A 26,216-nucleotide genomic window follows, 5' to 3' on the forward strand; every position below is an offset into this window, starting at 1 on the left:
TGGGCGTGCATGCGTTCCGGAGAAGAATTTAATACGGCCAAGCTTTTTAGCGAAAAACATCTCGCGAAAGCTTGACCGTGAACAGAGTATCTACAGGTCTTGCACGAAGCGCGGCTTGCCCGCGAAGACGATCGAACAAGCCAAACCCATCATCGGTCAGGGCTCCATCCCCAACTCATGCTTGACCAGCCCCAGCAATTTGCCGGTATCGATGGGCTTGAGCAAAAAATCCACCACGCTCAAATGCATGGCGGCGATGGCGTCTTTCACGTCGGCATCACCGGACACAATGATGATCGGCATCGCCGCCCGTACCGATTCACGGACCTGGCGGATCAGATCGAGGCCATCGACATTGCCCATCCGCAAATCGGTGATGATCAAACCAATCGCGGGTTTCTCTTCCAGCATTTTCAATGCTGTTTCGCCGCTCGCCGCGGTCAGGCAACGAATCCCGTCCAACCCGAGGATCTCTGACAGCAGCTCCCGGGCATCTTTATCGTCATCGACGATCAACACCCGTTGCGGCGGCAAGTCAGGTTCCTGCATGACTGCACTCAGCGCTTCACGCTCGGCGTCACTCAAAATATCGTGGTCGGACATGGCGTTCTCTACATGTTCAATTCATTTCCCTAGCACAGTGGTGAGACATCGCTAAGCAGACCTTCAATGTGCACTTCGTCGGAATATTTTCCAATAGGGGTTAGGTAAGGTTTTTCTCACATTTAGGTAGGGTTTTTCAGACGCAGCCTCACGTTTACGTCCTACCTAGACTTACGTCCAATGGGCACCCCGCTCGCAGGGGTCGACCATGGGTGAGTCATCCGACAACAACAACTCCAAAAAAGACTGCGGTAATGGTTATGAGTAAAGCGGACGCCTTCACACAGGCAGGGAAAACCGCGGTGTTGCAGAACATCCAGGGCACTCTGCAATTTCTTCAGCGATTCCCGCCTTTCAACCAGATGGAACACGCCCACCTGGCGTACCTGGTTGAACAATGTCAGCTGCGTTTTTATGCCCCCGGCGAAAGCATCATCAAGCCTGCCGAGGGCCCGGTTGAACATTTCTATATCGTCAAACAGGGCCGGGTCGTAGGCGAGCGCCCCCATTCGGCCAAGGGCGGTACCGAAACCACTTTCGAGATCACCACCGGCGAGTGTTTTCCCCTGGCGGCATTGCTGGGAGAGCGTGCGACGCGCACTGAACATCTGGCAGCCGAAGACACCTTTTGCCTACAGCTAAACAAACTCGCATTTATCAAGCTCTTCGCCATTTCCGGCACATTCCGTGACTTTGCCCTACGCGGCGTGAGCAGCCTGCTGGATCAGGTCAATCAGCAGGTCCAGCAGAAAGCCGTGGAAACCCTTGGCACGCAGTATTCGCTCAATACCCGTTTGGGTGAATTGGCCATGCGCCATCCGGTCATGTGCAGTCCGGCGACGCCCCTGCGCGAGGCCGTGACCCTGATGCACGAGCAGCAGGTGGGCAGCATTGTGGTGGTTGATGAACAGCAAGCGCCGCTAGGGATTTTCACCCTGCGCGACCTGCGGCACGTGGTGGCCAATGCTGCCGGTGATTTTGCCGAAGCCATCGAACGCCACATGACACCCTCGCCGTTTTACCTCACACCGGACCACAGCGCGTTCGACGCCGCGATCGCCATGACCGAGCGGCATATCGCCCATGTCTGCCTGGTCAAGGACCAACGCCTGTGTGGCGTGGTGTCCGAGCGCGATCTGTTTTCACTGCAGCGGGTCGACCTGGTGCACCTGGCGCGGACCATCCGCAACGCTCCGCGGGTGGAAAATCTGGTGGCCATGCGCGGCGAGATCGGCCAATTGGTCGAGCGCATGCTGGCCCACGGTGCGTCCTCGACCCAGATCACCCACATCATCACCCTGCTCAACGATCACACCGTGTGCCGGGTGATTGAACTGACCCTCGCCGAGAAAGGTGATCCGGGCGTCGCGTTCAGTTGGTTGTGTTTCGGCAGCGAAGGCCGTCGCGAGCAAACGCTGCACACCGATCAGGACAACGGCATTCTGTTCGAAGCCCGCGACGCAGCCCATGCTGCCGAAATCCGCGGCAAGTTGCTGCCCATCGCCCATCAGATCAACCAAAGCCTGGCGTTGTGCGGCTTCACCCTGTGCAAGGGCAACATCATGGCCGGTAACCCCGAGCTTTGCTTGTCCCGTGTCGAGTGGGCGCGTCGCTTCGCCGCGTTCATCCGCGAGGCCACGCCGGAAAACCTGCTGGGTTCGAGTATCTATTTCGATCTGCGTGTGGTCTGGGGCAACGAGCAAGGTTGTGAGCAGTTGCGCCGCGGGATTCTCGACCAGGTCGCCGACAACCGCTTGTTCCAGCGCATGCTGGCCGAAAACGCGTTGCGCAATCGCCCGCCTGTTGGGCGTTTCCGCGAGTTTGTACTAGCCCGAAAGAATGGCGAGAAAGCCACACTGGACTTGAAGATTCAGGGCCTGACGCCCTTCGTCGACGGGGCGCGACTGCTCGCCCTGGCCCATGGCATCGAAACCAACAACACCCTGGAGCGATTTCGCCAACTGGTGGACAAACAGATCATCGAGCCCCTGGACGGCGCGGCGTACGAAGAGGCCTATCACTTCATTCAGCAAACCCGCATGCAGCAACATCAGCTACAGACCCGGGAGAACCTGCCTTACTCCAACCGCGTCGATCCGGACAGTCTGAATCATCTGGACCGGCGGATCCTGCGTGAGTCCTTGCGTCAGGCGCAACGCCTGCAAAGCAGTCTGGCCTTGCGGTACCAATTATGAGCGATCAGCGATGAGTCTGTTTTCATGGTTGCGCCCGGGCGGCCCGAGCCTGTCCGGAGAACTGCAACAACGCCTGCAACGTTTGCCGGCGGTGAAAGAATTGAGCGAGTGCAGCCTGCGTGAACAACGCTGGGTGGTGCTCGACCTGGAAACCACCGGACTAAACCTGAACAAGGACCGCGTGCTGTCCATCGGTGCGGTGGTGATCGAAGACGGCGCGATCGACTTCAGCCAGCAGTTCGAGCGCACCCTGCAATGCGCCGAAGTCAAACTCGGCCCCAGCGTGCTGATTCATGGGATCGGCCCCAGCGCGATTGCTGCCGGCAGCGATCCGGCCCACGCACTGCTCGATTTCATGGAGTTTGTCGGCGACAGTCCGGTGCTGGCTTTCCACGCGCCATTCGACCAGCACATGCTCGGCCGCGCACTGAAAGAACATCTGGGTTACAAGTTGCAGCACCTGTTTATGGATGTTGCGGATATCGCCCCGCTGGTCTGCCCGCAGGCGCACATTCGCGAGGCCGGGCTGGACGAGTGGATCGACTGGTTCAAACTCGAAGTGTTCGAACGTCACAACGCCAGCGCCGATGCGCTGGCCACGGCGGAACTGGCGTTGATCCTGTTCAGCCGTGCACGACAGCAACAGATTCACAGTCCGTTGAATTTGCAGCAGCGGTTGAATCAGTGGAAACGACGGCAGCAAACCCCGTCGTTCTAGATTTTTTTGTCTGCTCTGGCGCCTTCGCGGGCAAGCCTCGGTCCTACAGAGATGTTTCGTTCAGGACGTTGACGAACGACACCATCTCTATAGGACCGAGGCTTGCCCGCGATGAACGAAGCCGCGGTCTTACAGCGAACAAGCATTTATCCCACCCGACCAGCGCCAATTGCGCACCCTCCTCGCCTCTGCCACAATCGCGAACAATTCTCGTTAGTTAACACTTCCCAAACGGTGATGCGGCGTGTCGTCAGTCCCAAGCCCTCAAAGTGAGCTCGTCGGTGCGTTATATCGCGACCATCGCGGTTGGCTATTGGCCTGGCTTCGTCGCAACGTCGCTTGCCCGCAACGAGCCGAAGACCTGAGTCAGGACACCTTCGTGCGTTTGCTCGGCCGTGAGGAACTCAAAGAGCCGCGCGAACCGCGGGCGTTTCTGGTGGCGATTGCCAAGGGCCTGCTGTTCGACTATTTCCGCCGCGCCGCGCTGGAACAGGCCTACCTCACCGAACTGATGCTGATCCCCGAAGCCGAGCAACCGTCGGTGGAAGAACAGCAAATGATCCTTGAAGACCTGAAAAACATCGATCGCCTGCTCGGCAAGCTGTCGAGCAAGGCTCGGGCGGCGTTTCTCTACAATCGTCTCGATGGCTTGAGCCACGCGCAAATCGCCGAACGCCTCGGCGTGTCGGTACCGCGTGTGCGCCAGTACCTGACCCAGGGCCTGCGTCAGTGCTACATCGCGCTGTACGGTGAGCCGACATGAACCCGCTCAGTTCCAAGCCAGTGTCGGCGCAGGTGCTCGATGCCGCCATTGCCTGGCAGCTGTCGCTGGATTCCGGTAATCCGGTGGAGCGCGAAGCGTTCAGCAAATGGCACGCCGCCCACGAAGAACATGCGCGTGCATGGCGCCAATTGGGCATGCTCGACCAACGCTTCAGCGTCGCCAGCGGCCCGGCCCGCACTGCCTTGCTGCAATCACGCGAAGGTATTCGCCGACGGGTACGCAAGCTCGGCAGCGGTCTGGCCAGCGTCGTAGCGGTGATCGGTCTGGCATTGTTTGCCGGTGAGCGGTATCTGCCGGTCGGTTACTGGTTGGCCGACCAACGCACCGCGACCGGTGAACAGCGCACCCTTCGCCTGGCCGACGGCACGCTGATCAACCTCAACACCCACAGTGCCGTGGACGTGCGCTTCGATGAGAAGCAGCGCCGGGTGGTACTCCAGGAAGGGGAAATCCTCGTTGAGACCGGCCATGGTGATGCCCGCCCGTTTATCGTCGAAACCCGCGAAGGCAGCATGCGCGCATTGGGCACACGGTTTCTGGTCAAGCGCGAAGAAGCAGGCACGCGCCTGAGCGTCTTGCAGTCGGCGGTGGCCGTTCATCCGCAATCGAGCGCTGACGAACAGATTTTGCGCGAAGGCCAGCAAGTACTGATTCGTAATGATGGCTTGGGATCGGTGGCTGCACTCAACCTCGGCGCAGATGCCTGGACCCGCGGCATGCTGGTGGTGGATAACGCGCGATTGGAAGACCTGGTGCATGAACTCGGCCGTTATCGCCGCGGGTATTTGGGCGTGACGCCGCAAGTAGCGGACCTGCGGATCACCGGCAGCTTCCCGCTGCATGACACGGACCTGGCCCTGAACGCGCTGTTACCGACGTTGCCAGTGCAGATTGAACAGCACACGCAATGGTGGGTGACGGTGGCGGCCAAGGCCGATGCCAAACCCTGAGAGGTGCTGTTTCTGGCATACGGCCTTCGCGGGCAAGCCTCACTCCTACCAGGTCGAGTCGTTCATTGAACGTGGGAACAACACAAAACTGTAGGAGCGAGGGTTGCCCTCGAAGAGGCCGTCAGACTTACAGTGATTGTTGAATCGAAATTATTTTCATCCAGCCCTATCACTTTTTGATTTTCGTTCGGCACCTAGGCAATTGAGAAGTATTCCCTTTCAGGAGCCGCCGTATGTCCCGTTCGCTAGACACCTTGTTGCGCCCCAGTTTGCTGGCGGTCGCCATCGCCCTTTGCACCCCTTTGGCCAGCAGTCAACTGGTCGCCGCTGAACAAGCGTCCAGCGTTCGCGCCTACAACCTGCCGGCCGCGCCATTGGCCAACACCCTGAACCAGATCGCCAGCCAGGCGGGCCTCGCCCTGTCGCTGAGCCCATCGCTGGCGGCGGGCAAGACGTCGGCTCCGGTCACCGGCCAATTCGATGCTGCCGGCGCTTTGCGTGAAGCATTGCGGGGCACGGGTTTGCAACTGGAACAGAGCGCCACCGGCAGCTACACACTGGTGGCGGTGCCTGAAGGTGTGATGTCGCTGCCGGCCACCAGCGTGATCGGCGTCGAAGCTGATCCTGAAAACGCGTGGGGGCCGGTGCAGGGTTATCTGGCCAAGCGCACGGCTGCCGGCACCAAGACCGACACCGCACTGGTCGAGGTGCCGCGTTCGATTTCCGTGGCAACCCGTGAGCAGATGGACGACCGTAACGTACAGAGTCTCGACGACGCCGTGCGCTACATGCCAGGCATCACCGCCAGCAGCTATGGCAGCGACACCCGCGCCGACTGGTTGCGAGTGCGCGGTTTCGAACCGACCCAGTTCCTCGATGGCCTGCCGCTGCCAAAAGGCGTGTATGCCAACCCGAAACAGGAAACCTGGAACCTCGACCGCCTTGCCCTGCTGCGCGGCCCAGCCTCGTCGATCTATGGTCAGACGCCGCCGGGCGGCCTGCTCGATATGGTCAGTCGCCGTCCCAGTGCTGAGTCGAGCAGCGAAGTCCAGCTGCAATACGGCAGCGACAATCATCGCCAGATCAATTTTGCCAGCACCGGCAAGATCGACGATGAAGGGCAATTCCTCTACGGTCTGAGCGGTGTAGTGCGCGACAGCGGAACCCAGATCGACCACGTCGACAACAAGCGCTACAACATTGCGCCAAGCCTGACCTGGAACATCGACGAAGACACCCGGTTCACCCTGCTCACGCAATTCACCCGGGACGATACCGGCATCACCAGCCAATTCCTGCCGATCCAGGGCACCAAAATCAACATGCCGTTCGGCGATGTTTCCCACCACAAGAACCTGGGCGACCCGGATTGGGAATACTACGACCGCACTTACTACGCGCTGGGCTACGCCTTCGAACATCGCCTCAACGATGTCTGGCAGTTCCGTCAGAACCTGCGCTACACCAAGTCTGACTTGTCCTTCCAGGGCATCACCGTCGGCGCGTACCCGTTCACCCAGGTCGACAATGAAGGCAACGTCGGCCGCTCGACCACCAGCGTCGACGAGGACATCAGCCAGTTTGCCGTGGACAACAACTTCCAGGCCGACTTCGCCACCGGCGATGTCAGTCACACCGTGTTGATTGGTTTCGATCACCAGCGCAGCAACACCAACTACACCTCGATCTTCGGCAGCGCACCGTCGACCAACGTGAACAACCCGGTGCGTGGCGTGGAAATCGTCCGTCCGCCACGCTCCAGCGCGTTCTACGACTACGACCAGAAAACCTATCAGACCGGTCTGTATGTCCAGGACCAGATGGCCCTCGACCAATGGCGCCTGACACTGGGCGGTCGTGAAGACTGGGTTCACACCGGCACCAAGTTCTTCAACAAGGGCGATGCCACAAATACTGAGCGCGACACCAACTTCAGCGGTAACGCAGCGATCAGCTACGTGTTCGACAACGGTTTTGTTCCTTACTTGTCGTACGCCGAGTCGTTCCAGCCGACCAGCAATGCCACGGCCTCGCCCACCGATTCGTTCAAACCGACCGAAGGCGAGCAGTGGGAACTGGGCATCAAGTACCAGCCGCCGGGCAGCGATACATTACTCAGTGCAGCGATCTACGACCTGACCCAGAAGAACGTGTCTGTCACCACCACCAACTCGGACAACGTTTCGATCACCAGCCAGACCGGTGAAGTAAAGGTCAAGGGACTGGAGCTGGAAGCCGTTTCCGATGTGACGGAGAACCTCAAGGTCATCGCCGCGTACACCCTGGCAAAATCCGAAGTGCAAAAAGGTGATTTCAAAGGCAATCGCCTGCAACTGATGCCAAACCAGCAGGCTTCGCTGTGGGCCGATTACACCTGGCACAACGGCGTGCTCGATGGTTTCGGCGTGGGCGGTGGCGTTCGCTACACCGGCAACACCTACGGCGATCAGGCCAACACCGAACTGGGCAAGGCCGATGCCTACACCGTGTTCGACGCAGCTGTTCACTACGACCTCGGCCGTCTGGACAACAGCTTGAAAGGCGCCTCGCTGGCGCTGAACGCGACCAACCTGTTCGACAAGGACTACATCTCGACTTGCGACAGTTTCTACTGCTACTACGGCGACCAGCGCAGCGTCGTCGCCAGTGCCACCTACAAGTGGTAAAGCGTTGATCTGACATGCCCTATGACCAGGCCGTCCTTAATGGGCGGCTTCGGTTTTTTCAAAGGCCAAGAAATGAAAAGCAAAACAATCCGCCGCTGGTCCTTTATCCACACCTGGTCCAGCCTGATTTGCACCGTGTTCCTGCTGATGCTGGCATTGACCGGCCTGCCCTTGATCTTCCATCACGAGATCGACCATCTGCTGGGCGATGCCCCAGAGTTGCAGGTCATGCCGGAGGACACCCCCCACCTGAATTTGCAGCAGTTGGTACAGGCGGCCGAGAAGCATCGCCCCGGCGAGGTCATGCAATATTTCGGTTTCGAGGATGACGAGCCCAATGCCGCCATCGCGATCATGGCTGCCACCGCCGGCACCGAGCCGAACTCATCCCATACCTTCATGCTCGATGCCCGTACCGGCGAAGCGCTGGAGATGCCATCGGCCAATGGCGGCTTCATGATGGTCATGTTGCGCCTGCACGTGGACATGTTTGCCGGCCTGCCGGGCAAATTGTTGCTGGCGTTCATGGGGTTGCTGTTCGTTGTCGCGATCGTTTCGGGCACCGTGCTGTACCTGCCCTTCATGCGTCGCTTGAAATTCGCCACCGTACGCCACGACAAATCCTCCCGCCTGCGCTGGCTCGACCTGCATAACCTGATCGGCGTGGTGACGCTGACCTGGGCACTGGTGGTCGGAGTAACCGGCGTGATCAGCGCCTGTGCCGACCTGCTGATCGCCGCGTGGCGCAACGACAGCCTGAGTGCGATGGTCGCGCCGTACCGCGACGCGCCACCGCTGACGCACCTGGCACCGGCCACTCAATTGCTCGATATCGCCAGGGAAGTTGCGCCAGGCATGCAACCCGACTTCATCGCCTTTCCCGGCACACGGTTCTCCAGTGAGCACCATTACGCCGTGTTCATGAAGGGCAGCACGCATTTGACCTCGCACTTGCTGACGCCGGTACTGATCGACGCCAGCACTTTGCAAGTCACCGCTGTGGCTGAACGTCCGTGGTACATGGACGCCATGGGCATGTCGCAGCCGTTGCACTTCGGTGACTACGGCGGCATGCCGATGCAAATTCTCTGGGCGACCCTGGATGTGCTGACCATCATTGTTCTCGGCAGTGGGGTTTACCTGTGGGTGGTCCGGCGCAAGGCTGCCAACCCTTTGCTGGAAAAAGCGGAGAGCGCGGCATGAGGCCTCGGCAGTCGAGTTTCTGGAAGGTATTTGCCACGCCCACGGTCATTGCGCTTTTCAGCGCGGCGGGATTGTTTGCCGCGTTGCTGGGGGATGGCGTCTGGGATTCGCTGAGCTGGCTGGGGCTCGGCATTCCTGCCGTCCTCGGCCTGCGGGGCTTGCTGCAACACCGCTGAACGTTGGAGCACGGCTTGCCGGCGATGGCGCCCGCAAGATCGCCATCGCGAGCAAGCCGGCTCCCGCCCGGATCGAGTCATGACGTTTGAGCTATGTGCTCAACACGCTATGCTGCCCGTCACCGCCACCGATCGAGACGCTGCCATGTCCGCCCCGAGCATGACCCTGTACCACAATCCGCTTTCGCCCTTCGTTCGCAAAGTCATGGTGCTGCTGCACGAAACCGGTCAACAGAATCGAGTGGCCCTGCAAAACTGCGTGCTCACCCCGGTCGACCCGGATCTGGCGCTGATCGACGACAACCCCTTGAGCAAAATCCCCGCCCTGCGTTTGGCCGACGGCAACGTCATCCACGACAGCCGGGTGATCCTCGACTACCTCGACCACCAGCACGTCGGCAACCCGCTGATCCCTCGCGAAGGTTCCGCCCGCTGGCGGCGCCTGACCCTCGCGTCGCTGGCCGACGGGATCATGGATGCCGCCGTACTGGTGCGCTACGAAGTCGCCCTGCGCCCCGCTGAAAAACACTGGGCCGCCTACCTCGACGGCCAACGCGACAAAATCCGCCGTGCTCTGGCGCTGCTGGAAAAAGACGCGATTGCCGAGCTGACCAGCCATTTCGACGTGGCGGCAATCAGTGTGGCGTGTGCCTTGGGTTACGTGGACTTGCGCCATCCTGATCTGGACTGGCGCACGGCCAATCCGCAATTGGCCGCGTGGTATTTCGAGGTGAGCCAGCGGCCTTCGATGATTGCGACGATGCCGAAGGTTTAGCCTGCGACGAGGAAACACTAGCAGTTCTGATAGTAGGCAAAGATTGAAAAAACTCCGAAGCTAAAGGCCGACGCTACCGACCTCGCCTGGAGCTCAGCCAATGCCTACTACAACTCGCGAAACCGTCCTCAGTCGCTACCGCTATGACCCACTCGATCGCTTGAGCGCTCAGACCGACATCCAGCGCTTTTACTGCAACAATCGTTTGGCCACCGAAGTGGGCGGCGGCGTACAGACCAGCCTGTTCCAGCACGACGACCAGTTGCTGGCTCAACGCCAGGTTCGCGCCGACAAGATCGACACCACCCTCCTCGCCACCGATCAGCAACGTTCAGTACTGAACGCCCTCGATGCAACCCGACCTCATGCCATTGCCTACACACCCTACGGCCATCGCCCGCCGGAAAACGGTTTGCTCAGCCTGCTCGGTTTCAACGGCGAACGGCCAGACTCGGTGACCGGGCATTATCATTTGGGTAATGGGTACAGGCAGTTCAATCCGGTGTTGATGCGGTTTAACAGTCCGGACAGTTGGAGTCCGTTTGGCAAAGGTGGATTGAATGCGTATGTCTACTGCGTTGGAGACCCCGTCAACTTTAGTGATCCGACAGGACATATGTTGAAAGGGAAAGGACCTATAGTGGCACCCGCTGCAGCAACAAAATCAAAAAACCTTATAAAGCAGAAAGCCAAATTGCTAAAAAAAATCGACGAACTGGAAAAAAAGGAAGTTGAAACAATTAAAAACCTTAGAGCTATTGATGAAAACCTGTCGAAACTCGGAGACCTGCCACCTAGTCATAAAACAAAAAGATTTAACCTCGACAGACTTACCGAAATTCAAAAAGAGCAAGAAAAACAAAAAGTCGAGTATTCAGACGCATTTACTCTCGAAGAACAAAAGTCACACTTGGAATTTGAAAAGCACCATACGAAACAGCAGATCGTAAAAACCGTAAATTCAGCCAAATCAATCGTAAAACAATTAACAGAAATCGAAGAAAATCTATCCTCCCAGCATCAACTAACAGCCGCCAACAGCCAATTAAACAAAAATATGAGCGCCATTCGTCATCCAAATCCAAATCCAAATCCAAATCCAAAGCAAGATTAGCAAGTCCCTTAGGGGCGGAAGCGGGTCGAAATTTACTTCCTGCAAAAAGAGCGTGGGATGACTTGGACTGGTGCTGCTGATCTGAATGGCAGACTGCGAATCCATTAGCGGCATTATTTTTGAGATGTGCCAGCCGGCTTAGATAATGGCGACAACGCCGAAGGTTCGATCCCATCCGAAATCAAACCCTGGCAATTCTGCCTTCCTTGCGCCCTCTTCATATCAACAATCCGGCTTATCCGCCGTAAACCGTCTCGCCGGATTCACCGCTGCCCCAAACTCACGCAACGCTTTGGCACCAATCAACAACGGATAATTAAAACTGCTGCGGTCAGTCAGGTTGACCTCGACTGTGCGTTTGACGTTACCCAGGCACAACTCCAGGTCAACCACCGGCCGCTTGGTCGGTGCAGCCACGTCTTCGTCTTCGTCCTCTTCGGAACGGGTCTTGATCTTGCTGATTCGTGCGACTTTGTGTTCGTAGACTTTGTTGCTCGCATCTTTGGTGGCGAGGCGGAACCGCACCCAGTCTTCGCCGTCGCGGGTGAAGGTTTCGATGTCTTTCGCCGACAGCGACGCTGTCAGGGCGCCGGTGTCCATCTTGGCCTTGAGCACTTCACCGCCGATTTCCGGCAAGGCGATGTATTCATAGCGCCCGTACAGGGTTGGCTCGGCGGCCAAAGCCGGCAGGGCGATGAGGGAAAGCAGGGCAAGGAGAGATTTCACGTAGTGGGCTTCCATGAGAAGTGAGCAGCGCAATTTTAGACCGTGGTTCACCTGATCGTTCCCCCGAGATTAGCGGCTCCATAGTGAAACATTCGTCACCACCGATTTGGCCTGCCGCCCGAAGCTGCTTATCATGGCGCGCCCAAACGCTTTCAAGAGTTGCCTATGCGCCGCCTGCTCACCGGCTGTTTCGTTGCCCTGCTGTTATTGCTCAACACCTTGGTCCTGATCGGGCCTTTGATGGTGTTTGCCCTGCTCAAACTGGTGTTGCCCGGTCGCCTGCGCGATTACGCCTCCTGGTCGGTGATGTGGATCGCCGAGACCTGGTCGGAAATCGACAAGCTGATCTTTCGCGTGTGCATTCCCACTCAATGGGACATTCGTGGTGGCGACGATCTGCGGCGCGACACCTCTTATCTGGTGATCAGCAACCATCAATCCTGGGTCGATATCCCGGCGCTGATCCAGACGCTGAACAGGCGCACGCCGTTCTTCAAATTCTTCCTCAAGAAAGAACTGATATGGGTGCCATTTCTGGGCCTGGCCTGGTGGGCGCTGGATTACCCTTTCATGAAGCGCTACACCAAGGCCTTCCTGACGAAGCACCCGGAGCTTGCCGGCAAGGATCTGGAAATCACCCGACAGGCCTGCGAGCTGTTCAAGCGCCAGCCAGTGACGGTGGTCAACTACCTGGAAGGCACCCGGTTTACCGCCGAAAAACGTGCGCAGCAGCAATCGCCGTTCACCCACCTGCTTAAACCCAAGGCCGGTGGCGTGGCATTTGTGCTGGCAGCGATGGGCGAACAACTGGATGCGATTCTCGACGTGACGGTGGTTTACCCACAGCAAACGATTCCCGGGTTCTGGGATTTGATCAGCGGCAACGTGCCCAGGGTCATCATCGACATCAAGACTCGCGAACTCGAGCCGACGCTGTGGCAGGGCGATTACGAAAACGATCCGCGGTTTCGTGAAACGGTCCAGAACTGGGTCAACCAGCTCTGGACCGAGAAGGACCAACGCATCGACGCCTTGCGCGCCGAAAGCCATTGAATCAACTGCTGGTACCGGCGCCCCAGATCCCGCCCAGGCTTTGCAACAGCGAACCACCGACACCCTGCTGACCGAAGTACTGCAGGATCACCGGGGCAAACACGCCGATCATGCCGGTGTCCATGCCCAGCGCGCTGAAGGCGTTGTTCAGGTCGGTGGTGTCCTTGATGTTGCCCAGGGCGTTGTCCAGGCCCGCGGCCTTGCCGCTTGATCCTAGTAAACCGGCGAGAGCACTCAGTTCACCGAGGCCGGACAATTGGTCAAGGCCCGGGACACTTTTGGCCAACGCCGAATAGTCGGTTGAACTCAACTGATTCTTCGCCAGCCCCAACATGGCCCCGGCGCCACCGATGGCTTGCTCCGGTGTCACATTCAATTGGCTGAGCGCACCCAGCAGGTCGGCTGTTTCAGCCGTCGGCGCGGCCTCGACGGCTGCGTTGTCGTCCTGCATGCCCGCAATCGCACTGGCCGCATCACCCAGGCTGAACTGAGCGAAGACCGGACTGGCGACCAGGGTCAACAGCGAAGCCAATGCTAAACCGCGTAAAATCTTCATCCGGGCATCCTCGTGTGTCACAAATAACGCCCGTTAACGAGCGCAAAGTTGCCGGTTTGACCGGGTAAGCGAGGGCATGTTCCGAAGGCTGGCATGCATTTCCTGCCCGCTCGTCACAAACACCTACGGCACTATCAGAACCGCTAGTAGGCAGCCCTGAACAGTTACTTCACAGTGAAATCCTGGATCGCACCTTCATTCAGTAAGCCCACCCATGCTGCCCAAATGCGAGACGCTGCTCTGCCGCTACCACTACGACCTTGGATCGACTGGTTGATTGCACGCCGACGGTACAAGCCACGACTCGACGCTTCTACCAGAAAGATCGCCTGACCACCGAGATTCAAGGCACGCTGCAACGGTCGATCATGCAGCACGACGATCAAGTACTGGCTCAGCAAAGTGGCGGGCTCACGCATTTGCTTGCCACCGATGAACAGCGCTCAGTGTTGAACGTACTCGACGCGGCTCGTCTCAATCCTCTCGCCTACTCCCCCTATGGTCATCGCCCGGCAGAGAACGGTTTGCTCAGCCTGCTCGGCTTCAACGGCGAACGTCCGGATCCGGTGACGGGGTGGTATTTGCTGGGCAATGGTTATCGGGCGTTTAACCAGGTGTTGATGCGTTTTAACAGCCCGGACAGTTGGAGTCCGTTTGGGGAGGGTGGGTTGAATGCGTATGGGTATTGTTTGGGGGATCCAGTGAATGAAAGGGATGATACTGGACATATGCCTCGTAGAAGTATTCTCCGGAAAAATACTAATGCGGCAAGTCGAAGTGAAGACCAAAGGCTACTTGGAACGTCTTCACAAAGCTTAACCACATCAAGGGACAGTTTGAGCGCGCCCATAGCCTCCACTAACCGGACAACTTCTCCCGATGCCGATATCACAGACAGAATAAAGTCAGATTTCGACATACTTAAAAATCCGGACAAAGCCTCCCAATACAGGGAAAGAATCACAAACGTCGATCTTAAAATTTCGGCAGCGTATGATCAGCCAGCAAACTACTACGCATGGAAACAAAAAAACAACTTACAAGAACAAGGTCTTTGGTTCAAACATAAAAACGATAAAATCAGCCCTCGCCCTTTAACCGCAAAACAAAAGAAAAGCTTAAATAAAGAAATAAACTCCCTTACGAAGCAAAAAGAAAAGCTCAACAAAAAACTGGAAAAAATACTATCTGAATCGGCCAAACAACAGGGAGCCTCAAAAAGAGACAACTGAGCTAACAATAAAATAAAAAAGGGCGACATCTCGTCGCCCTCCGCACACTTCAAAAATTTTACGCCGCACTAAACATCTTATGCGGATCAATCACAAACTTCTTCGGCACGCCCGCATCGAACTCGCCGTACCCTTGCGGTGCCTGATCCAGGCTGATTACCTGCACGCCCACCACTTCGGCAATGTTGATGCGGTCCCACATGATGGCCTGCATCAGTTGGCGGTTGTACTTCATCACCGGGGTCTGACCGGTGTGGAAGCTGTGGGATTTGGCCCAGCCGAGGCCGAAGCGGATGCTCAGGCTGCCCATTTTCGCGGCGGCGTCGACGGCACCTGGATCTTCAGTCACGTAGAGGCCAGGAATACCGATCTTGCCGGCTACGCGTACCACGCCCATCAGCGAGTTGAGTACGGTGGCCGGGGCTTCGTGTTTCACGCCGTCGTGGCCGTGGCCGCGGGCTTCGAAGCCGACGGCGTCGATGGCGCAATCCACTTCCGGTTCGCCCAGCAGCGCAGCGATTTGCTCGTGCAGCGGGGTGTCGAGGGACAGGTCGGCGATTTCAAAACCCTGGGCCTTGGCGTGGGCCAGACGGATGGTGTTGACGTCACCGACGATCACCACCGCCGCGCCCAGCAGGCGCGCCGAAGCGGCAGCGGCCAGGCCGACCGGGCCTGCGCCAGCGATGTACACGGTGCTGCCCGGGCCAACGCCAGCAGTCACTGCGCCGTGGTAACCGGTTGGCAGGATGTCGGAGAGGCAGGTCAGGTCACGGATTTTTTCCATGGCCCGGTCGCGGTCCGGCAGTTTCAGCAGGTTGAAGTCGGCGTACGGCACCATGGCGTATTCAGCCTGGCCACCGGTCCAGTCGCCCATGTCGACGTAACCGTAGGCACCACCGGGACGTGCCGGATTGACGCTCAGGCACACGCCGGTGTGCATTTCCTTGCAGGAACGGCAGCGCCCGCAAGCCACGTTGAACGGTACCGAAACCAGGTCGCCGATCTGCAGGTTCTCGACGTCGCTGCCCTTCTCGATCACTTCACCGGTGATCTCATGGCCCAGCACCAGGCCGGTTTGTGCGGTGGTACGGCCGCGCACCATGTGCTGGTCGGAACCACAGATATTGGTGGAAACCACGCGCAGGATGACGGCATGTTCAATCTTCCTGCCGCGCGGGTCCTGCATTTTCGGATAGTCGATTTTCTGTACTTCGACCTTGCCAGCGCCGAGATACACCACACCACGATTGCCAGACATGCTTTCACCTCGCTGTTGTTTTTATGTAGCGGTCGCGTCGCCTAGGATCGGCGGCGCGTTGATTGCTCGGGTTGTTGCCTGTGTGTCTTGTGTTGTCTGTTATGGCCTCATCGCTGGCAAGCCAGCTGCCACAGTGGACCGGGGCGGCCACAAGATTTGTGAGCGACACAAAACCCTGTGGGAGCTGGCTTGCCAGCGATAGCGATCTAAAGAACGACCGTTCTGTTCGCGTTCAAAAACACCCGCCGTTCAATGTGATAACCCACGGCCCGCGCCAAGGTCAGGCCTTCGATATCGCGCCCTTTGGCGATCAAGTCTTCGGGGTAATGACTGTGATCCACCACCTCCACGCCCTGGGCAATGATCGGTCCTTCGTCCAGGTCGTTGTTGATGTAATGCGCCGTGGCGCCGACCAGTTTCACGCCTTTGTTGTAAGCCTGGTGATAGGGCTTGGCGCCCTTGAAACCCGGGAGCAGGGAGTGGTGAATGTTGATCGCCTTGCCGTCGAGTTTGCGGCACAGCTCCGGCGACAACACTTGCATGTAGCGCGCAAGAATCACCAGTTCCGCACCGGACTCTTCGATCACCTGCCACACCTGACGTTCTTGCGACGGTTTGTCGTTCGGATCGAGCGGGAAGTGGTAGTAGGGAATCTGGTGCCAGTCGGCCAACGGTTTCAGGTCCGGGTGGTTGGAGATCACGGCGGCGACGTCCATCGACAATTGGCCGATGCGCTGGCGGTAGAGCAAATCGTTGAGGCAGTGATCGGCCTTGGAAACCATGATCACCACTTTCGGCCGGTAATGCGGCGGCGTCAGTTCAAAGGTCATGCCAAAGGATTCACCGCGCTCCTGCAAACCGGCGCGGAACGACTGTTCGTCGAAGCCGTCCGGCTGACGGAATTCCACGCGAATGAAGAAACGGCCCGAGAGCCGATCATCGAAGGAATGGTGTTCGGTGACGTAACAGCCCTGCTCAAACAGAAAGCGAGTCACCGCGTCCACGGTGCCGAGCACGCTGGGGCAGTCGGCGGTCAAAATCCATGTATCTGGGGCGCGGCTCATAGTGCGGTGACTCCTGCTACAAAAACCAGTAAACAGAGCGAACCCTGTGGCGAGGGAGCTTGCTCCCGCTGGGTCGCGCAGCGACCCCAAAACCAGCTACCGCGATCCTTCAGCAGGAACGCGGGCTCAGGATTCACGACTGCTTCGCAGCCGAGCGGGAGCAAGCTCCTTCGCCACAAAAGCAGTCGTGAGCACCGCGTCAGGCCTGAACGCTCAGGCCATACTCGGCGCAAGCATCCTGCAACCACAACCACCAGTAATCCGAGAAGCTGCGACGGATCAGCAGTTCCCAGGTGTCTTCACCGGTATGGCGGATCACCAGTTGCGACTTGGCGAACACCGTGCCGACAGCCTTGCCCACCGGGAAGTTGTTCGGGTGCACGTCGTAGCTGGTGGATTTCATCAGAACCTGGCGCACGTTCGGGCCGCTCAGTTCGAGGATCTGCTGGCCACCGCTGACGTTGACGATCTGGATGTGCAGGTCGCCCAGCGCTTCGCGCAGTTTTTGCTCGGCGGCGAACTCTTCGCCGGTCGGCACGATCAGCAGCCACTCATCCGGCCCCATCCATTGCAGGCTGGTTTCGCCCTTGACGATGACGGTCAGCGCGCCCGGCAATTCGATGCCCAGCGCTTTGTGCACGCCAGCGGCGAACGCGGCATCGTGGCCATCGCCACGGATAGTCAGGTGGCCGAGAAGTTTTTTCTCACGCACGGTCACGCCGGCATTCTTGCGACCTTTGCCCACCAGGCTGGCGAGGTCGGCGTGATGCAGCGACGACTCGGCCTTGGCCCCGGTGGTTGGGCGTTGTTGGTAAACATTGGCTGCGGTCATAAAGCACCTTTCCTGAATTCTTGCATGTTGATCGTTCCCACGCTCTGCGTGGGAATGCCGCCATGGACGCTCTGCGTCCGCTCTTTGGACGCGGAGCGCCTCTTTTCAGGGACGCGGAGCGTCCCGGGATGCATTCCCACGCAGAGCGTGGGAACGATCGACTGTGGTGTTACACGTTCTGGCGTTCGCCTTTCGGATCGAAGAACACCGAAGAAACGATTTCCGCCTCGATCACGCTGCCATCCGCCAGCGGCGCAAACACGCGCTCGCCCATACGGTTCAGGCCGCCCTTGACCACGCCCATGGCAAACGAATAGCCCAGGGAGTTGTGCGCGTAGCTGGAGGTCACGTGGCCGACCATGGTCATCGGGATCGCCTGCTTGGTGTTGAACACCAGTTGCGCACCTTCCGGCAGCCATTTGTTCGGATCGATCGGCTTGAGGCCAACCAGTTGTTTGCGCTGATCACGCACACAGTCTTCACGATTCATCCCGCGCCAGCCGATCCACGAGAACGGTTTGGTGCGACCGACACACCAGCCCATGTTCAAGTCGTCCGGCGTCATCGAGCCGTCGGTGTCCTGACCGACGATGATGAAGCCCTTCTCGGCCCGCAGCACGTGCATGGTTTCGGTGCCGTACGGCGTCAGGTTGTACTTCTTGCCGGCGTCGACGATTTTTTCCAGTACACCCATCGCATAGTCGGCTTGCACGTTGACTTCGTACGACAGCTCACCGGTAAACGAGATCCGGAACACCCGCGCCGGCACGCCACCGACCAGACCTTCTTTCCAGGTCATGAACGGGAACGCTTCGTTGCTCAAATCGATGTCAGTGACTTCGCTGAGCAGCTTGCGACTGTTCGGCCCGGACAACGTCATGGTCGCCCAGTGATCGGTCACGGAAGTGAAGTACACCTTCAGGTCCGGCCATTCGGTCTGCTGGTAGATTTCCAGCCATTGCAGCACGCGTGCAGCGCCGCCGGTGGTGGTGGTCATCACGAAATGGTTGTCGGCCAGGCATGCCGTCACGCCATCATCGAACACCATGCCGTCTTCTTTGCACATCAGGCCGTAGCGAGCCTTGCCCACGTCGAGCTTGGTCCAGGCGTTGGTGTAGATGCGGTTGAGGAACTCACGTGCATCCGGGCCTTGAATGTCGATTTTGCCCAGGGTCGAAGCGTCCAGCAGGCCAACGCTGTCGCGCACGGCTTTGCATTCACGTTTGACTGCGGCGTGCATGTCTTCGCCGGATTTCGGGAAGTACCAAGGGCGTTTCCACTGACCGACGTCTTCGAACTCGGCACCGTTTTTCAGGTGCCAGTGATGCAGTGCAGTGAAACGCACCGGCTCGAAGATGTGCCCACAGTGACGGCCGGCCACGGCGCCGAACGTTACCGGCGTGTAGTTCGGACGGAACATGGTGGTGCCCATCTGCGGGATGGTCACGTTCAGCGAGCGGGCGGCGATGGCCAGGCCATTGACGTTGCCAAGCTTGCCCTGATCGGTGCCGAAGCCCAGTGCGGTATAACGCTTGACGTGCTCGACCGACTCAAAGCCTTCGCGGGTCGCCAGTTCGATAGCGGCGGCGGTGACGTCGTTTTGCAGGTCGACGAATTGCTTCGGAGCCCGCGCGGTGTTCTTTTCGTGCGGCACCTGGAACAGCGCCAGGGTCGGTTCTTCGAGACGCGCCAGGGCTTTGGGCAAGGTCGCTTCGACCGGACCGAAACCGGCTTCGCTGGCCGCGCGCACGCCACCTTCAAAACCATCGGCCAGGGAATCACCAAGGCCATAGACGCCATTGATACCGCCGACACATACACGTTTTTGCGGAGCTTCGCCCGGTACGAAACCGAGGATGTCTTCACGCCAGATCGGCTTGCCGCCCAGGTGCGATGCCAGGTGCACCACCGGGCTGTAGCCGCCGGAGCTGGCGACGATGTCACAGTCGAGCCATTCGCCAGGGCTGGTGACTTTATGTCCCTTCACATCGATCGCGGCCACACGGGCTGCGGTCACACGCTTGGTGCCACGAGCTTCGATCACGGCGCTGCCAGTGAGGATACGGATACCTTTGGCGCGCGCTTCTTCAACCAACGCACCACGCGGATTGCTGCGGGCGTCAGCGATGGCGACCACTTGCAGGCTGGCGTCGAGCCAGTCCAGTGCCACGCGGTAGGCGTGATCGTTGTTGGTCGACAGCACCAGTTTCTTGCCCGGCGCCACGCCATAGCGACGCACGTAAGTCGAGACAGCGCCAGCCAGCATGTTGCCCGGCACGTCGTTGTTGCCGTAGACCAGTGGACGCTCATGAGCGCCGGTCGCGAGTACGACGCGCTTGGCGCGAACACGGTGGATGCGCTGACGCACCTGGCCAATCGGTGCGCGGTCGCCGAGGTGATCGGTGAGGCGCTCGTGAATGGTCAGGAAGTTGTGATCGTGGTAACCGTTGACCGTGGCGCGCGGCAACAGCAGCACGTCCGGGGTGTTCTTCAGCTCGGCGATAACGCTGGCGACCCATTCCACGGCAGGTTTGCCGTCGAGGCTTTCGCGGGAGTCGAGCAGGCTGCCACCGAACTCTTCCTGTTCGTCCGCCAGGATCACCCGGGCACCGCTGCGCGCAGCGGCCAAGGCAGCCGCCAAACCAGCAGGGCCGGCGCCGACGATCAGCACGTCACAGTGCTGGTTCATGTAGTCGTAGGTGTCCGGATCGTTCTCGGTCGGCGAGCGACCAAGACCGGCGGCCTTACGAATGTATTTCTCGTAAGTCATCCAGAACGATTGCGGGTACATGAAGGTTTTGTAGTAGAAACCCGGTGGCATCAGCTTGCCGCCGACCTTGCCGAGAATCCCCATCATGTCGTTGTTCACGCTTGGCCAGCCGTTGGTGCTGGTGGCGACCAAACCTTGATACAGCGCTTGCTGCGTGGCGCGTACGTTGGGAATCTGTGTGGCTTCGGTGGCGCCGATCTGCAAAACCGCGTTCGGCTCTTCGGCACCGGCGGCGAAGATGCCGCGCGGACGGGAATACTTGAAGCTGCGACCGATGATGTCGACGCCGTTGGCCAGCAGTGCAGCGGCCAGCGAATCGCCTTCGAAGCCCTTGTAGCTCTGGCCGTTGAAGGTGAAGCTCAACACTTTGTTGCGGTCGATCCGTCCGCCGTTGGACAGGCGATTGATCTGGCTCATACCTTCTCTCCCAGAGCCGTGCTGGCCGCTTTCGGGCTATCGGTCTTGTCGGTGAATTGTGGCTTGGTGCCGATCTTGTAGGTTTCGAGAATCTCGTAGGTCACGGTGTCGCGGGTGGCGTTGAAGTACTGACGGCAACCGGCGGCGTGAATCCACAGTTCATGGTGCAGACCGCGAGGGTTGTCGCGAAAGAACATATAGTCGCCCCACTCCTCGTCGGTGCAGCTGTTTGGATCCAGTGGACGCGGGATGTGCGCCTGGCCGGATGCGTGAAATTCCTCTTCGGAGCGCAGTTCGCCGCAGTGAGGACAGAAGATATGCAACATGGGGATTTCTCCTGTTAGTGGGCAACCGCAGCAGCGCCGTGTTCATCGATCAACGCACCGTTGTGGAAACGGTCGATGGAGAAAGGTGCGGCCAATGGGTGCATTTCACCCTTGGCCAGGCTCGCGGCAAACACGTTGCCCGAGCCAGGTGTTGCCTTGAAGCCACCGGTGCCCCAACCGCAGTTGAAGAACATGTTCGGTACCGGGGTTTTCGAGATGATCGGGCAAGCGTCAGGGGTGGTGTCGACGATGCCGCCCCACTGACGGTTCATGCGCACTCGCGACAGCACCGGGAACATCTCGACGATGGCCTGGATGGTGTGCTCGATCACCGGATACGAACCACGCTGGCCGTAGCCGTTGTAGCCGTCGATACCGGCGCCGATCACCAGGTCGCCCTTGTCGGACTGGCTGATGTAACCGTGTACGGCGTTGGACATGATCACGCTGTCGATAATCGGCTTGATCGGCTCGGACACCAGCGCCTGCAGCGGGTGCGATTCGATCGGCAGACGGAAACCGGCGAGCTTGGCCATGTGTCCGGAGTTACCGGCAGTGACCACGCCGACGCGTTTGGCGCCGATGAAGCCCTTGTTGGTTTCAACACCGATGCACACGCCGTTCTCCTTGCGGAAACCGATCACTTCGGTCTGCTGGATCAGGTCCACGCCCAAGGCATCGGCGGCACGGGCAAAGCCCCAGGCCACGGCATCGTGACGGGCGACACCGCCGCGACGCTGGACGGTTGCGCCCATCACCGGGTAGCGAGTGTTTTTCGAGCAGTCGAGGTACGGAATCTCGTCGGCCACTTGCTTGGCATCGAGCAGTTCGCCGTCCACGCCGTTGAGGCGGTTGGCGCTGACTCGACGCTCGGAATCACGAATGTCCTGCAGGGTGTGGCAAAGGTTGTACACGCCGCGCTGGGAGAACATCACGTTGTAGTTGAGGTCCTGAGACAGGCCTTCCCACAGTTTCATCGCATGCTCGTACAGGTGCGCCGACTCGTCCCACAGGTAGTTGGAGCGAACGATGGTGGTGTTGCGCGCGGTGTTACCGCCGCCCAGCCAGCCCTTCTCGACCACGGCCACGTTAGTGATGCCGTGTTCCTTGGCCAGGTAGTAGGCGGTCGCCAGACCGTGCCCGCCACCGCCGACGATAACCACGTCGTAGACCTTTTTCGGGGTCGGCGTGCGCCACATGCGCTGCCAGTTTTCGTGGTGGCTGAGGGAGTGTTTGAAGAGGCCGAAGCCCGAATAGCGTTGCATAGTCATTTACTCCAAAACCGCGCTCAGCGATAAACCGGGAAGTCCGCGCACAGGGCCGATACTTGCTGGGCGACATTGGCCTCGACATCGGCATCGCCGAGGTTGTCGAGGATGTCGCAGATCCAGCCGGCCAGCGTTACGCACTGGGTCACCTTGAAGCCGCGTGTGGTCACGGCCGGGGTGCCGATACGCAGGCCGGAGGTTACGAACGGCGACTGCGGGTCGTTCGGCACAGCGTTCTTGTTGACGGTGATGTGGGCGCGACCGAGTGCTGCGTCCGCCTCTTTGCCGGTGAGGCCCTGGCGGATCAGGCTGACCAGGAACAAGTGGTTATCGGTGCCGCCGGACACTACATCGTAGCCGCGTTTGATAAACACGCCGGCCATGGCCTGGGCGTTGTCGATCACTTGTTGCTGGTAAGCCTTGAAGCCTGGCTCCAGCGCTTCCTTGAAGCACACCGCTTTACCGGCGATGACGTGCATCAGCGGGCCGCCCTGGGCACCCGGGAAGACCGCGGCGTTGAGCTTCTTCTCGATTTCTTCGTTGGACTTGGCCAGGATCAGGCCGCCACGTGGACCGCGCAGGGTCTTGTGGGTGGTGGTGGTGACCACATCGGCATACGGCAGCGGATTCGGGTACAGGCCGGCAGCGACCAGGCCGGCCACGTGGGCCATGTCGACGAACAGCAGCGCTCCGACCTTGTCGGCGATCTGGCGGAAGCGCGGGAAGTCCAGGGTCTTTGAGTAGGCCGAGAAGCCGGCCACGATCATCTTCGGCTTGCACTCGACGGCCAGGCGCTCGACTTCGTCGTAATCGATCAGGCCGGTCTTGGTGTCGATGCCGTACTGCACGGCGTTGTAGAGTTTGCCCGAGGACGACACTTTGGCGCCGTGGGTCAGGTGACCGCCATGGGCCAGGCTCATGCCCAGAATGGTGTCGCCGGCGTTCAACAAGGCCAGGTACACGGCGCTGTTGGCCGAGGAACCGGAGTGCGGCTGGACGTTGGCGTAATCGGCGCCGAACAGCTGCTTGGCGCGTTCGATGGCCAGGGCCTCGACCTTGTCGACGTGCTCGCAGCCACCGTAGTAGCGCTTGCCCGGATAGCCCTCGGCGTACTTGTTGGTCAGGCCGCTGCCTTGCGCTTGCATCACGCGCTTGCTGGTGTAGTTCTCCGACGCGATCAGCTCGATGTGATCTTCCTGACGTTGCTCCTCGGCATTCATCGCCGCCAGCAGTGCATCATCGTAACCCTGGATCTGGTCTTGCTTGCTGAACATCGCGTCTCTCCCAGCGGCATCTGTGCGCCATTCGTCTCGGTGAGGCACTGGCGTTTCGGCAGTGCCCTTTGATAGCGATGGTATGACTGGCTTCGAAGGGTCAAATGCCTACGGGCGCCACGCAAAGGTGCGTTTACGACATGGCGTGAAATGGCCGAGCCAGTGGATGCCTTTGTGGCGAGGGAGCTTGCTCCCGCTCGACTGCGAAGCAGTCGCAAAAGCGATAACCACGAGCTGACGGGCAGACCGCATGCACAGGCGTCGGGTCTGCTGCGCAGCCCAGCGGGAGCAAGCTCCCTCGCCACAGGGGTCGGGTCAGGCGATGGCCTGTCGCACTGCGAGCAACACCAGGAAATGCACCGGATACAGCGCATACGCCCAGCGTCGCATCGGCGGTGGTTTTGCGTCACGGGCATGTCGCAACAGGAACAGCCCCAGCCATGGCGCAATCAGACAAGTGATGATGGCCGCCACAGCCACATGACTGCCCAGCCGAACGGAGTAATACAGCACCTGCCATTGATTGGCGGCCAGACAGACAAGCCCCGCAAGCAACGCGAAATACCAGGGACGATGGATCACCCACAGCAGTACCAACGGCAACAACACGCCAAAAAAACCGAACATCACACGCTGCGAAAAAAAACCCGCCAGCAGCAGTGCAGCCACCGCCAGCAAACGCGATTGAAGCGCCGGTTGCTGCCAGCCACGGGCCACCAGCAATCCAAGGACAAGTGTGGGCATGACGTTCAGCGTGTCGGGATTGGCAATAAACATCCGGTAAGGAACTTCACTGAGCGCACTGAACAGCAGCAACCAGCCCAGATAGCGCCGCTGCCCAGCGTTCGCCTGGGCCGGCTTGCGCGCCAGGTTCGCCGCCATCGCCAGACAAAACCACGGGAACGCCAAACGTCCCGGCACATACAACAGATCGACGGAATAACCGACATATCGCAGGTGATCGAGCACCATGCTCAGCAGCGCCAACCACTTGAGCAGGTCCAGTGCACCGTCGCGCTGCTTTACGGGCATAGTCATGTGCATAATTGCCCGGCATCCTTGTATCTTTCTGACAGAAACATCCCACGTACTCCCCGGACGATCTTCGGTAAAGTGCGCACCATCATTGACCACGAGGCGCTTCACCATAAGCGTCCCGATCACGGAAGCAGGCCATGACCGATAAGAGCCAACAATTCGCCAGCGACAACTATTCCGGCATTTGCCCTGAAGCCTGGGCGGCCATGGAACAGGCCAATCACGGCCACCAGCGCGCCTACGGTGACGACGAATGGACCGCCCGCGCCTCCGACGGATTCCGCAAACTGTTTGAAACCGATTGTGAAGTGTTTTTCGCCTTCAACGGCACCGCCGCCAACTCGTTGGCCCTGTCGTCGCTGTGCCAGAGTTACCACAGCGTGATCTGCTCGGAAACCGCCCACGTCGAAACCGACGAATGCGGCGCGCCGGAATTTTTCTCCAACGGTTCCAAGCTGCTGATCGCCCGTACTGAAAACGGCAAGCTGACACCGGAATCGATCCGCGAAGTCGCGCTCAAGCGCCAGGACATCCATTACCCGAAACCCCGCGTCGTGACCCTGACCCAGGCCACCGAAGTGGGCAGCGTCTATACCCCGGACGAAATCCGCGCGATCAGCGCCACCTGCAAGGAACTCGGGCTGAATCTGCACATGGACGGCGCGCGTTTTTCCAATGCGTGCGCATTCCTCGGTTGCTCGCCGGCAGACCTGACCTGGAAGGCCGGTGTCGACGTGCTGTGCTTTGGCGGTACGAAAAACGGCATGGCCGTGGGCGAGGCGATTCTGTTCTTCAACCACAAACTGGCGGAAGACTTTGACTATCGCTGCAAACAGGCCGGGCAACTGGCGTCGAAGATGCGCTTCTTGTCAGCGCCGTGGGTCGGCATCCTGGAAAACGACGCCTGGCTCAAATACGCCAACCACGCCAACCGCTGTGCGCAGTTGCTCGCCGAACTGGTCAGTGACATTCCCGGTGTCGAGTTGATGTTTCCGGTTCAGGCCAACGGCGTGTTCCTGCAACTCTCGGAACCGGCCATCGCCGCGCTGACAGGCAAGGGCTGGCGTTTCTACACCTTCATCGGTAACGGCGGCGCACGCTTCATGTGTTCGTGGGATACCGAAGAAGAACGTGTACGAGAGTTGGCCCGCGACATCCGTGAAGTGATGTCGCACTAATATGAACCGAACGTTCCCACGCTCTGCGTGGGAACGCCTC

The 26,216-nt window shown here is 59.3% G+C and carries 23 protein-coding genes; 12 read left to right on the forward strand and 11 right to left on the reverse strand.

Annotated features, from left to right (window positions below):
* Positions 1–156: 156 nt before the first annotated feature.
* Positions 157–603: a response regulator gene (locus tag ASD60_RS10100; protein ID WP_056853869.1), complete on the reverse strand. Its 447-nt coding sequence runs from the start codon at positions 601–603 to the stop codon at positions 157–159.
* Between the two features lie 254 nt (positions 604–857).
* Here ASD60_RS10100 and ASD60_RS10105 point away from each other — a divergent pair, with 254 nt between their 5' ends.
* The 9 genes from ASD60_RS10105 (at position 858) to ASD60_RS28145 (ending at position 11,184) form a co-directional block, all read left to right on the forward strand.
* Positions 858–2,798, forward strand: a complete 1,941-nt coding sequence (locus ASD60_RS10105) for a putative nucleotidyltransferase substrate binding domain-containing protein (RefSeq protein WP_177336568.1) — start codon at positions 858–860, stop codon at positions 2,796–2,798.
* Positions 2,799–2,808: 10 nt separating this feature from the next.
* On the forward strand, positions 2,809–3,516 hold the full coding sequence (locus ASD60_RS10110) for a 3'-5' exonuclease (protein ID WP_056853870.1): 708 nt from the start codon (positions 2,809–2,811) through the stop codon (positions 3,514–3,516).
* A 244-nt stretch (positions 3,517–3,760) separates the two neighbouring features.
* A complete protein-coding gene (locus tag ASD60_RS10115; protein ID WP_056853871.1) occupies positions 3,761–4,279 on the forward strand; it encodes an RNA polymerase sigma factor in 519 nt (172 codons plus the stop codon).
* Positions 4,276–5,250, forward strand: a complete 975-nt coding sequence (locus ASD60_RS10120) for a FecR domain-containing protein (RefSeq protein ID WP_056853872.1) — start codon at positions 4,276–4,278, stop codon at positions 5,248–5,250. Before ASD60_RS10115 ends, ASD60_RS10120 begins: the two co-directional genes overlap by 4 nt.
* Before the next feature lie 233 nt (positions 5,251–5,483).
* Positions 5,484–7,916 carry a TonB-dependent siderophore receptor gene (locus ASD60_RS10125; protein WP_056853873.1) on the forward strand — a complete coding sequence of 811 codons (2,433 nt, stop codon included), beginning with the start codon at positions 5,484–5,486 and terminating at the stop codon, positions 7,914–7,916.
* A 72-nt stretch (positions 7,917–7,988) separates the two neighbouring features.
* Positions 7,989–9,119 carry a PepSY-associated TM helix domain-containing protein gene (locus ASD60_RS10130; protein WP_056854368.1) on the forward strand — a complete coding sequence of 377 codons (1,131 nt, stop codon included), beginning with the start codon at positions 7,989–7,991 and terminating at the stop codon, positions 9,117–9,119.
* Positions 9,116–9,295 (forward strand): hypothetical protein, encoded by a 180-nt coding sequence (locus ASD60_RS10135; protein WP_056853874.1) that lies wholly within the window; start codon positions 9,116–9,118, stop codon positions 9,293–9,295. The genes ASD60_RS10130 and ASD60_RS10135 overlap by 4 nt, the downstream gene beginning before the upstream one ends.
* Before the next feature lie 145 nt (positions 9,296–9,440).
* A complete protein-coding gene (locus ASD60_RS10140; RefSeq protein WP_056854369.1) occupies positions 9,441–10,070 on the forward strand; it encodes a glutathione S-transferase in 630 nt (209 codons plus the stop codon).
* Between the two features lie 100 nt (positions 10,071–10,170).
* Positions 10,171–11,184 carry an RHS repeat-associated core domain-containing protein gene (locus ASD60_RS28145; protein WP_082557556.1) on the forward strand — a complete coding sequence of 338 codons (1,014 nt, stop codon included), beginning with the start codon at positions 10,171–10,173 and terminating at the stop codon, positions 11,182–11,184.
* Between the two features lie 222 nt (positions 11,185–11,406).
* Here the strand turns inward: ASD60_RS28145 and rloA2 are convergent, their stop codons facing one another.
* Positions 11,407–11,910 carry a retropepsin-like aspartic peptidase RloA2 gene (gene rloA2 / locus ASD60_RS10150; protein WP_056854370.1) on the reverse strand — a complete coding sequence of 168 codons (504 nt, stop codon included), beginning with the start codon at positions 11,908–11,910 and terminating at the stop codon, positions 11,407–11,409.
* 165 nt (positions 11,911–12,075) lie between these two features.
* Here rloA2 and ASD60_RS10155 point away from each other — a divergent pair, with 165 nt between their 5' ends.
* A complete protein-coding gene (locus ASD60_RS10155; protein WP_056853875.1) occupies positions 12,076–12,963 on the forward strand; it encodes an acyltransferase in 888 nt (295 codons plus the stop codon).
* Position 12,964: 1 nt separating this feature from the next.
* On the opposite strand, the gene ASD60_RS10160 is transcribed toward ASD60_RS10155, so the two are convergent.
* Positions 12,965–13,519, reverse strand: coding sequence for a DUF2780 domain-containing protein (locus ASD60_RS10160; RefSeq protein ID WP_056853876.1), 555 nt, complete (start codon positions 13,517–13,519; stop codon positions 12,965–12,967).
* Between the two features lie 260 nt (positions 13,520–13,779).
* Between ASD60_RS10160 and ASD60_RS29845 the strand changes: the two genes are divergently transcribed.
* The gene (locus ASD60_RS29845) at positions 13,780–14,751 is read left to right on the forward strand and encodes an RHS repeat-associated core domain-containing protein (protein WP_442965992.1); all 972 of its coding nucleotides are present in this window, start codon (positions 13,780–13,782) and stop codon (positions 14,749–14,751) included.
* 58 nt (positions 14,752–14,809) lie between these two features.
* Here ASD60_RS29845 and fdhA read toward each other — a convergent pair whose 3' ends face one another.
* The 8 genes from fdhA to ASD60_RS10210 all read right to left on the reverse strand — a co-directional run bounded on the left by fdhA (position 14,810) and on the right by ASD60_RS10210 (position 24,992).
* The gene (gene fdhA, locus ASD60_RS10175; protein WP_007981376.1) at positions 14,810–16,009 is read right to left on the reverse strand and encodes a formaldehyde dehydrogenase, glutathione-independent; all 1,200 of its coding nucleotides are present in this window, start codon (positions 16,007–16,009) and stop codon (positions 14,810–14,812) included.
* Between the two features lie 206 nt (positions 16,010–16,215).
* Positions 16,216–17,073, reverse strand: coding sequence for a formyltetrahydrofolate deformylase (gene purU / locus ASD60_RS10180; protein WP_056853879.1), 858 nt, complete (start codon positions 17,071–17,073; stop codon positions 16,216–16,218).
* A 199-nt stretch (positions 17,074–17,272) separates the two neighbouring features.
* Positions 17,273–17,905, reverse strand: a complete 633-nt coding sequence (locus ASD60_RS10185) for a sarcosine oxidase subunit gamma (RefSeq protein ID WP_056853880.1) — start codon at positions 17,903–17,905, stop codon at positions 17,273–17,275.
* Positions 17,906–18,074: 169 nt separating this feature from the next.
* Positions 18,075–21,092 carry a sarcosine oxidase subunit alpha gene (locus ASD60_RS10190; protein WP_056853881.1) on the reverse strand — a complete coding sequence of 1,006 codons (3,018 nt, stop codon included), beginning with the start codon at positions 21,090–21,092 and terminating at the stop codon, positions 18,075–18,077.
* Positions 21,089–21,418 (reverse strand): sarcosine oxidase subunit delta, encoded by a 330-nt coding sequence (locus ASD60_RS10195; RefSeq protein WP_047534309.1) that lies wholly within the window; start codon positions 21,416–21,418, stop codon positions 21,089–21,091. The genes ASD60_RS10190 and ASD60_RS10195 overlap by 4 nt, the downstream gene beginning before the upstream one ends.
* Before the next feature lie 14 nt (positions 21,419–21,432).
* The gene (locus tag ASD60_RS10200) at positions 21,433–22,683 is read right to left on the reverse strand and encodes a sarcosine oxidase subunit beta (protein ID WP_007980419.1); all 1,251 of its coding nucleotides are present in this window, start codon (positions 22,681–22,683) and stop codon (positions 21,433–21,435) included.
* A gap of 23 nt (positions 22,684–22,706) precedes the next feature.
* Complete coding sequence (gene glyA, locus ASD60_RS10205) at positions 22,707–23,960, reverse strand: serine hydroxymethyltransferase (RefSeq protein WP_056853882.1); 1,254 nt, start codon at positions 23,958–23,960, stop codon at positions 22,707–22,709.
* Between the two features lie 315 nt (positions 23,961–24,275).
* Complete coding sequence (locus tag ASD60_RS10210) at positions 24,276–24,992, reverse strand: TraX family protein (protein WP_442965995.1); 717 nt, start codon at positions 24,990–24,992, stop codon at positions 24,276–24,278.
* A gap of 143 nt (positions 24,993–25,135) precedes the next feature.
* Here ASD60_RS10210 and ASD60_RS10215 point away from each other — a divergent pair, with 143 nt between their 5' ends.
* Complete coding sequence (locus ASD60_RS10215; RefSeq protein ID WP_056853884.1) at positions 25,136–26,176, forward strand: threonine aldolase family protein; 1,041 nt, start codon at positions 25,136–25,138, stop codon at positions 26,174–26,176.
* Positions 26,177–26,216: the final 40 nt, after the last annotated feature.

This window comes from Pseudomonas sp. Root562, assembly GCF_001427125.1.
GTDB lineage: Bacteria > Pseudomonadota > Gammaproteobacteria > Pseudomonadales > Pseudomonadaceae > Aquipseudomonas.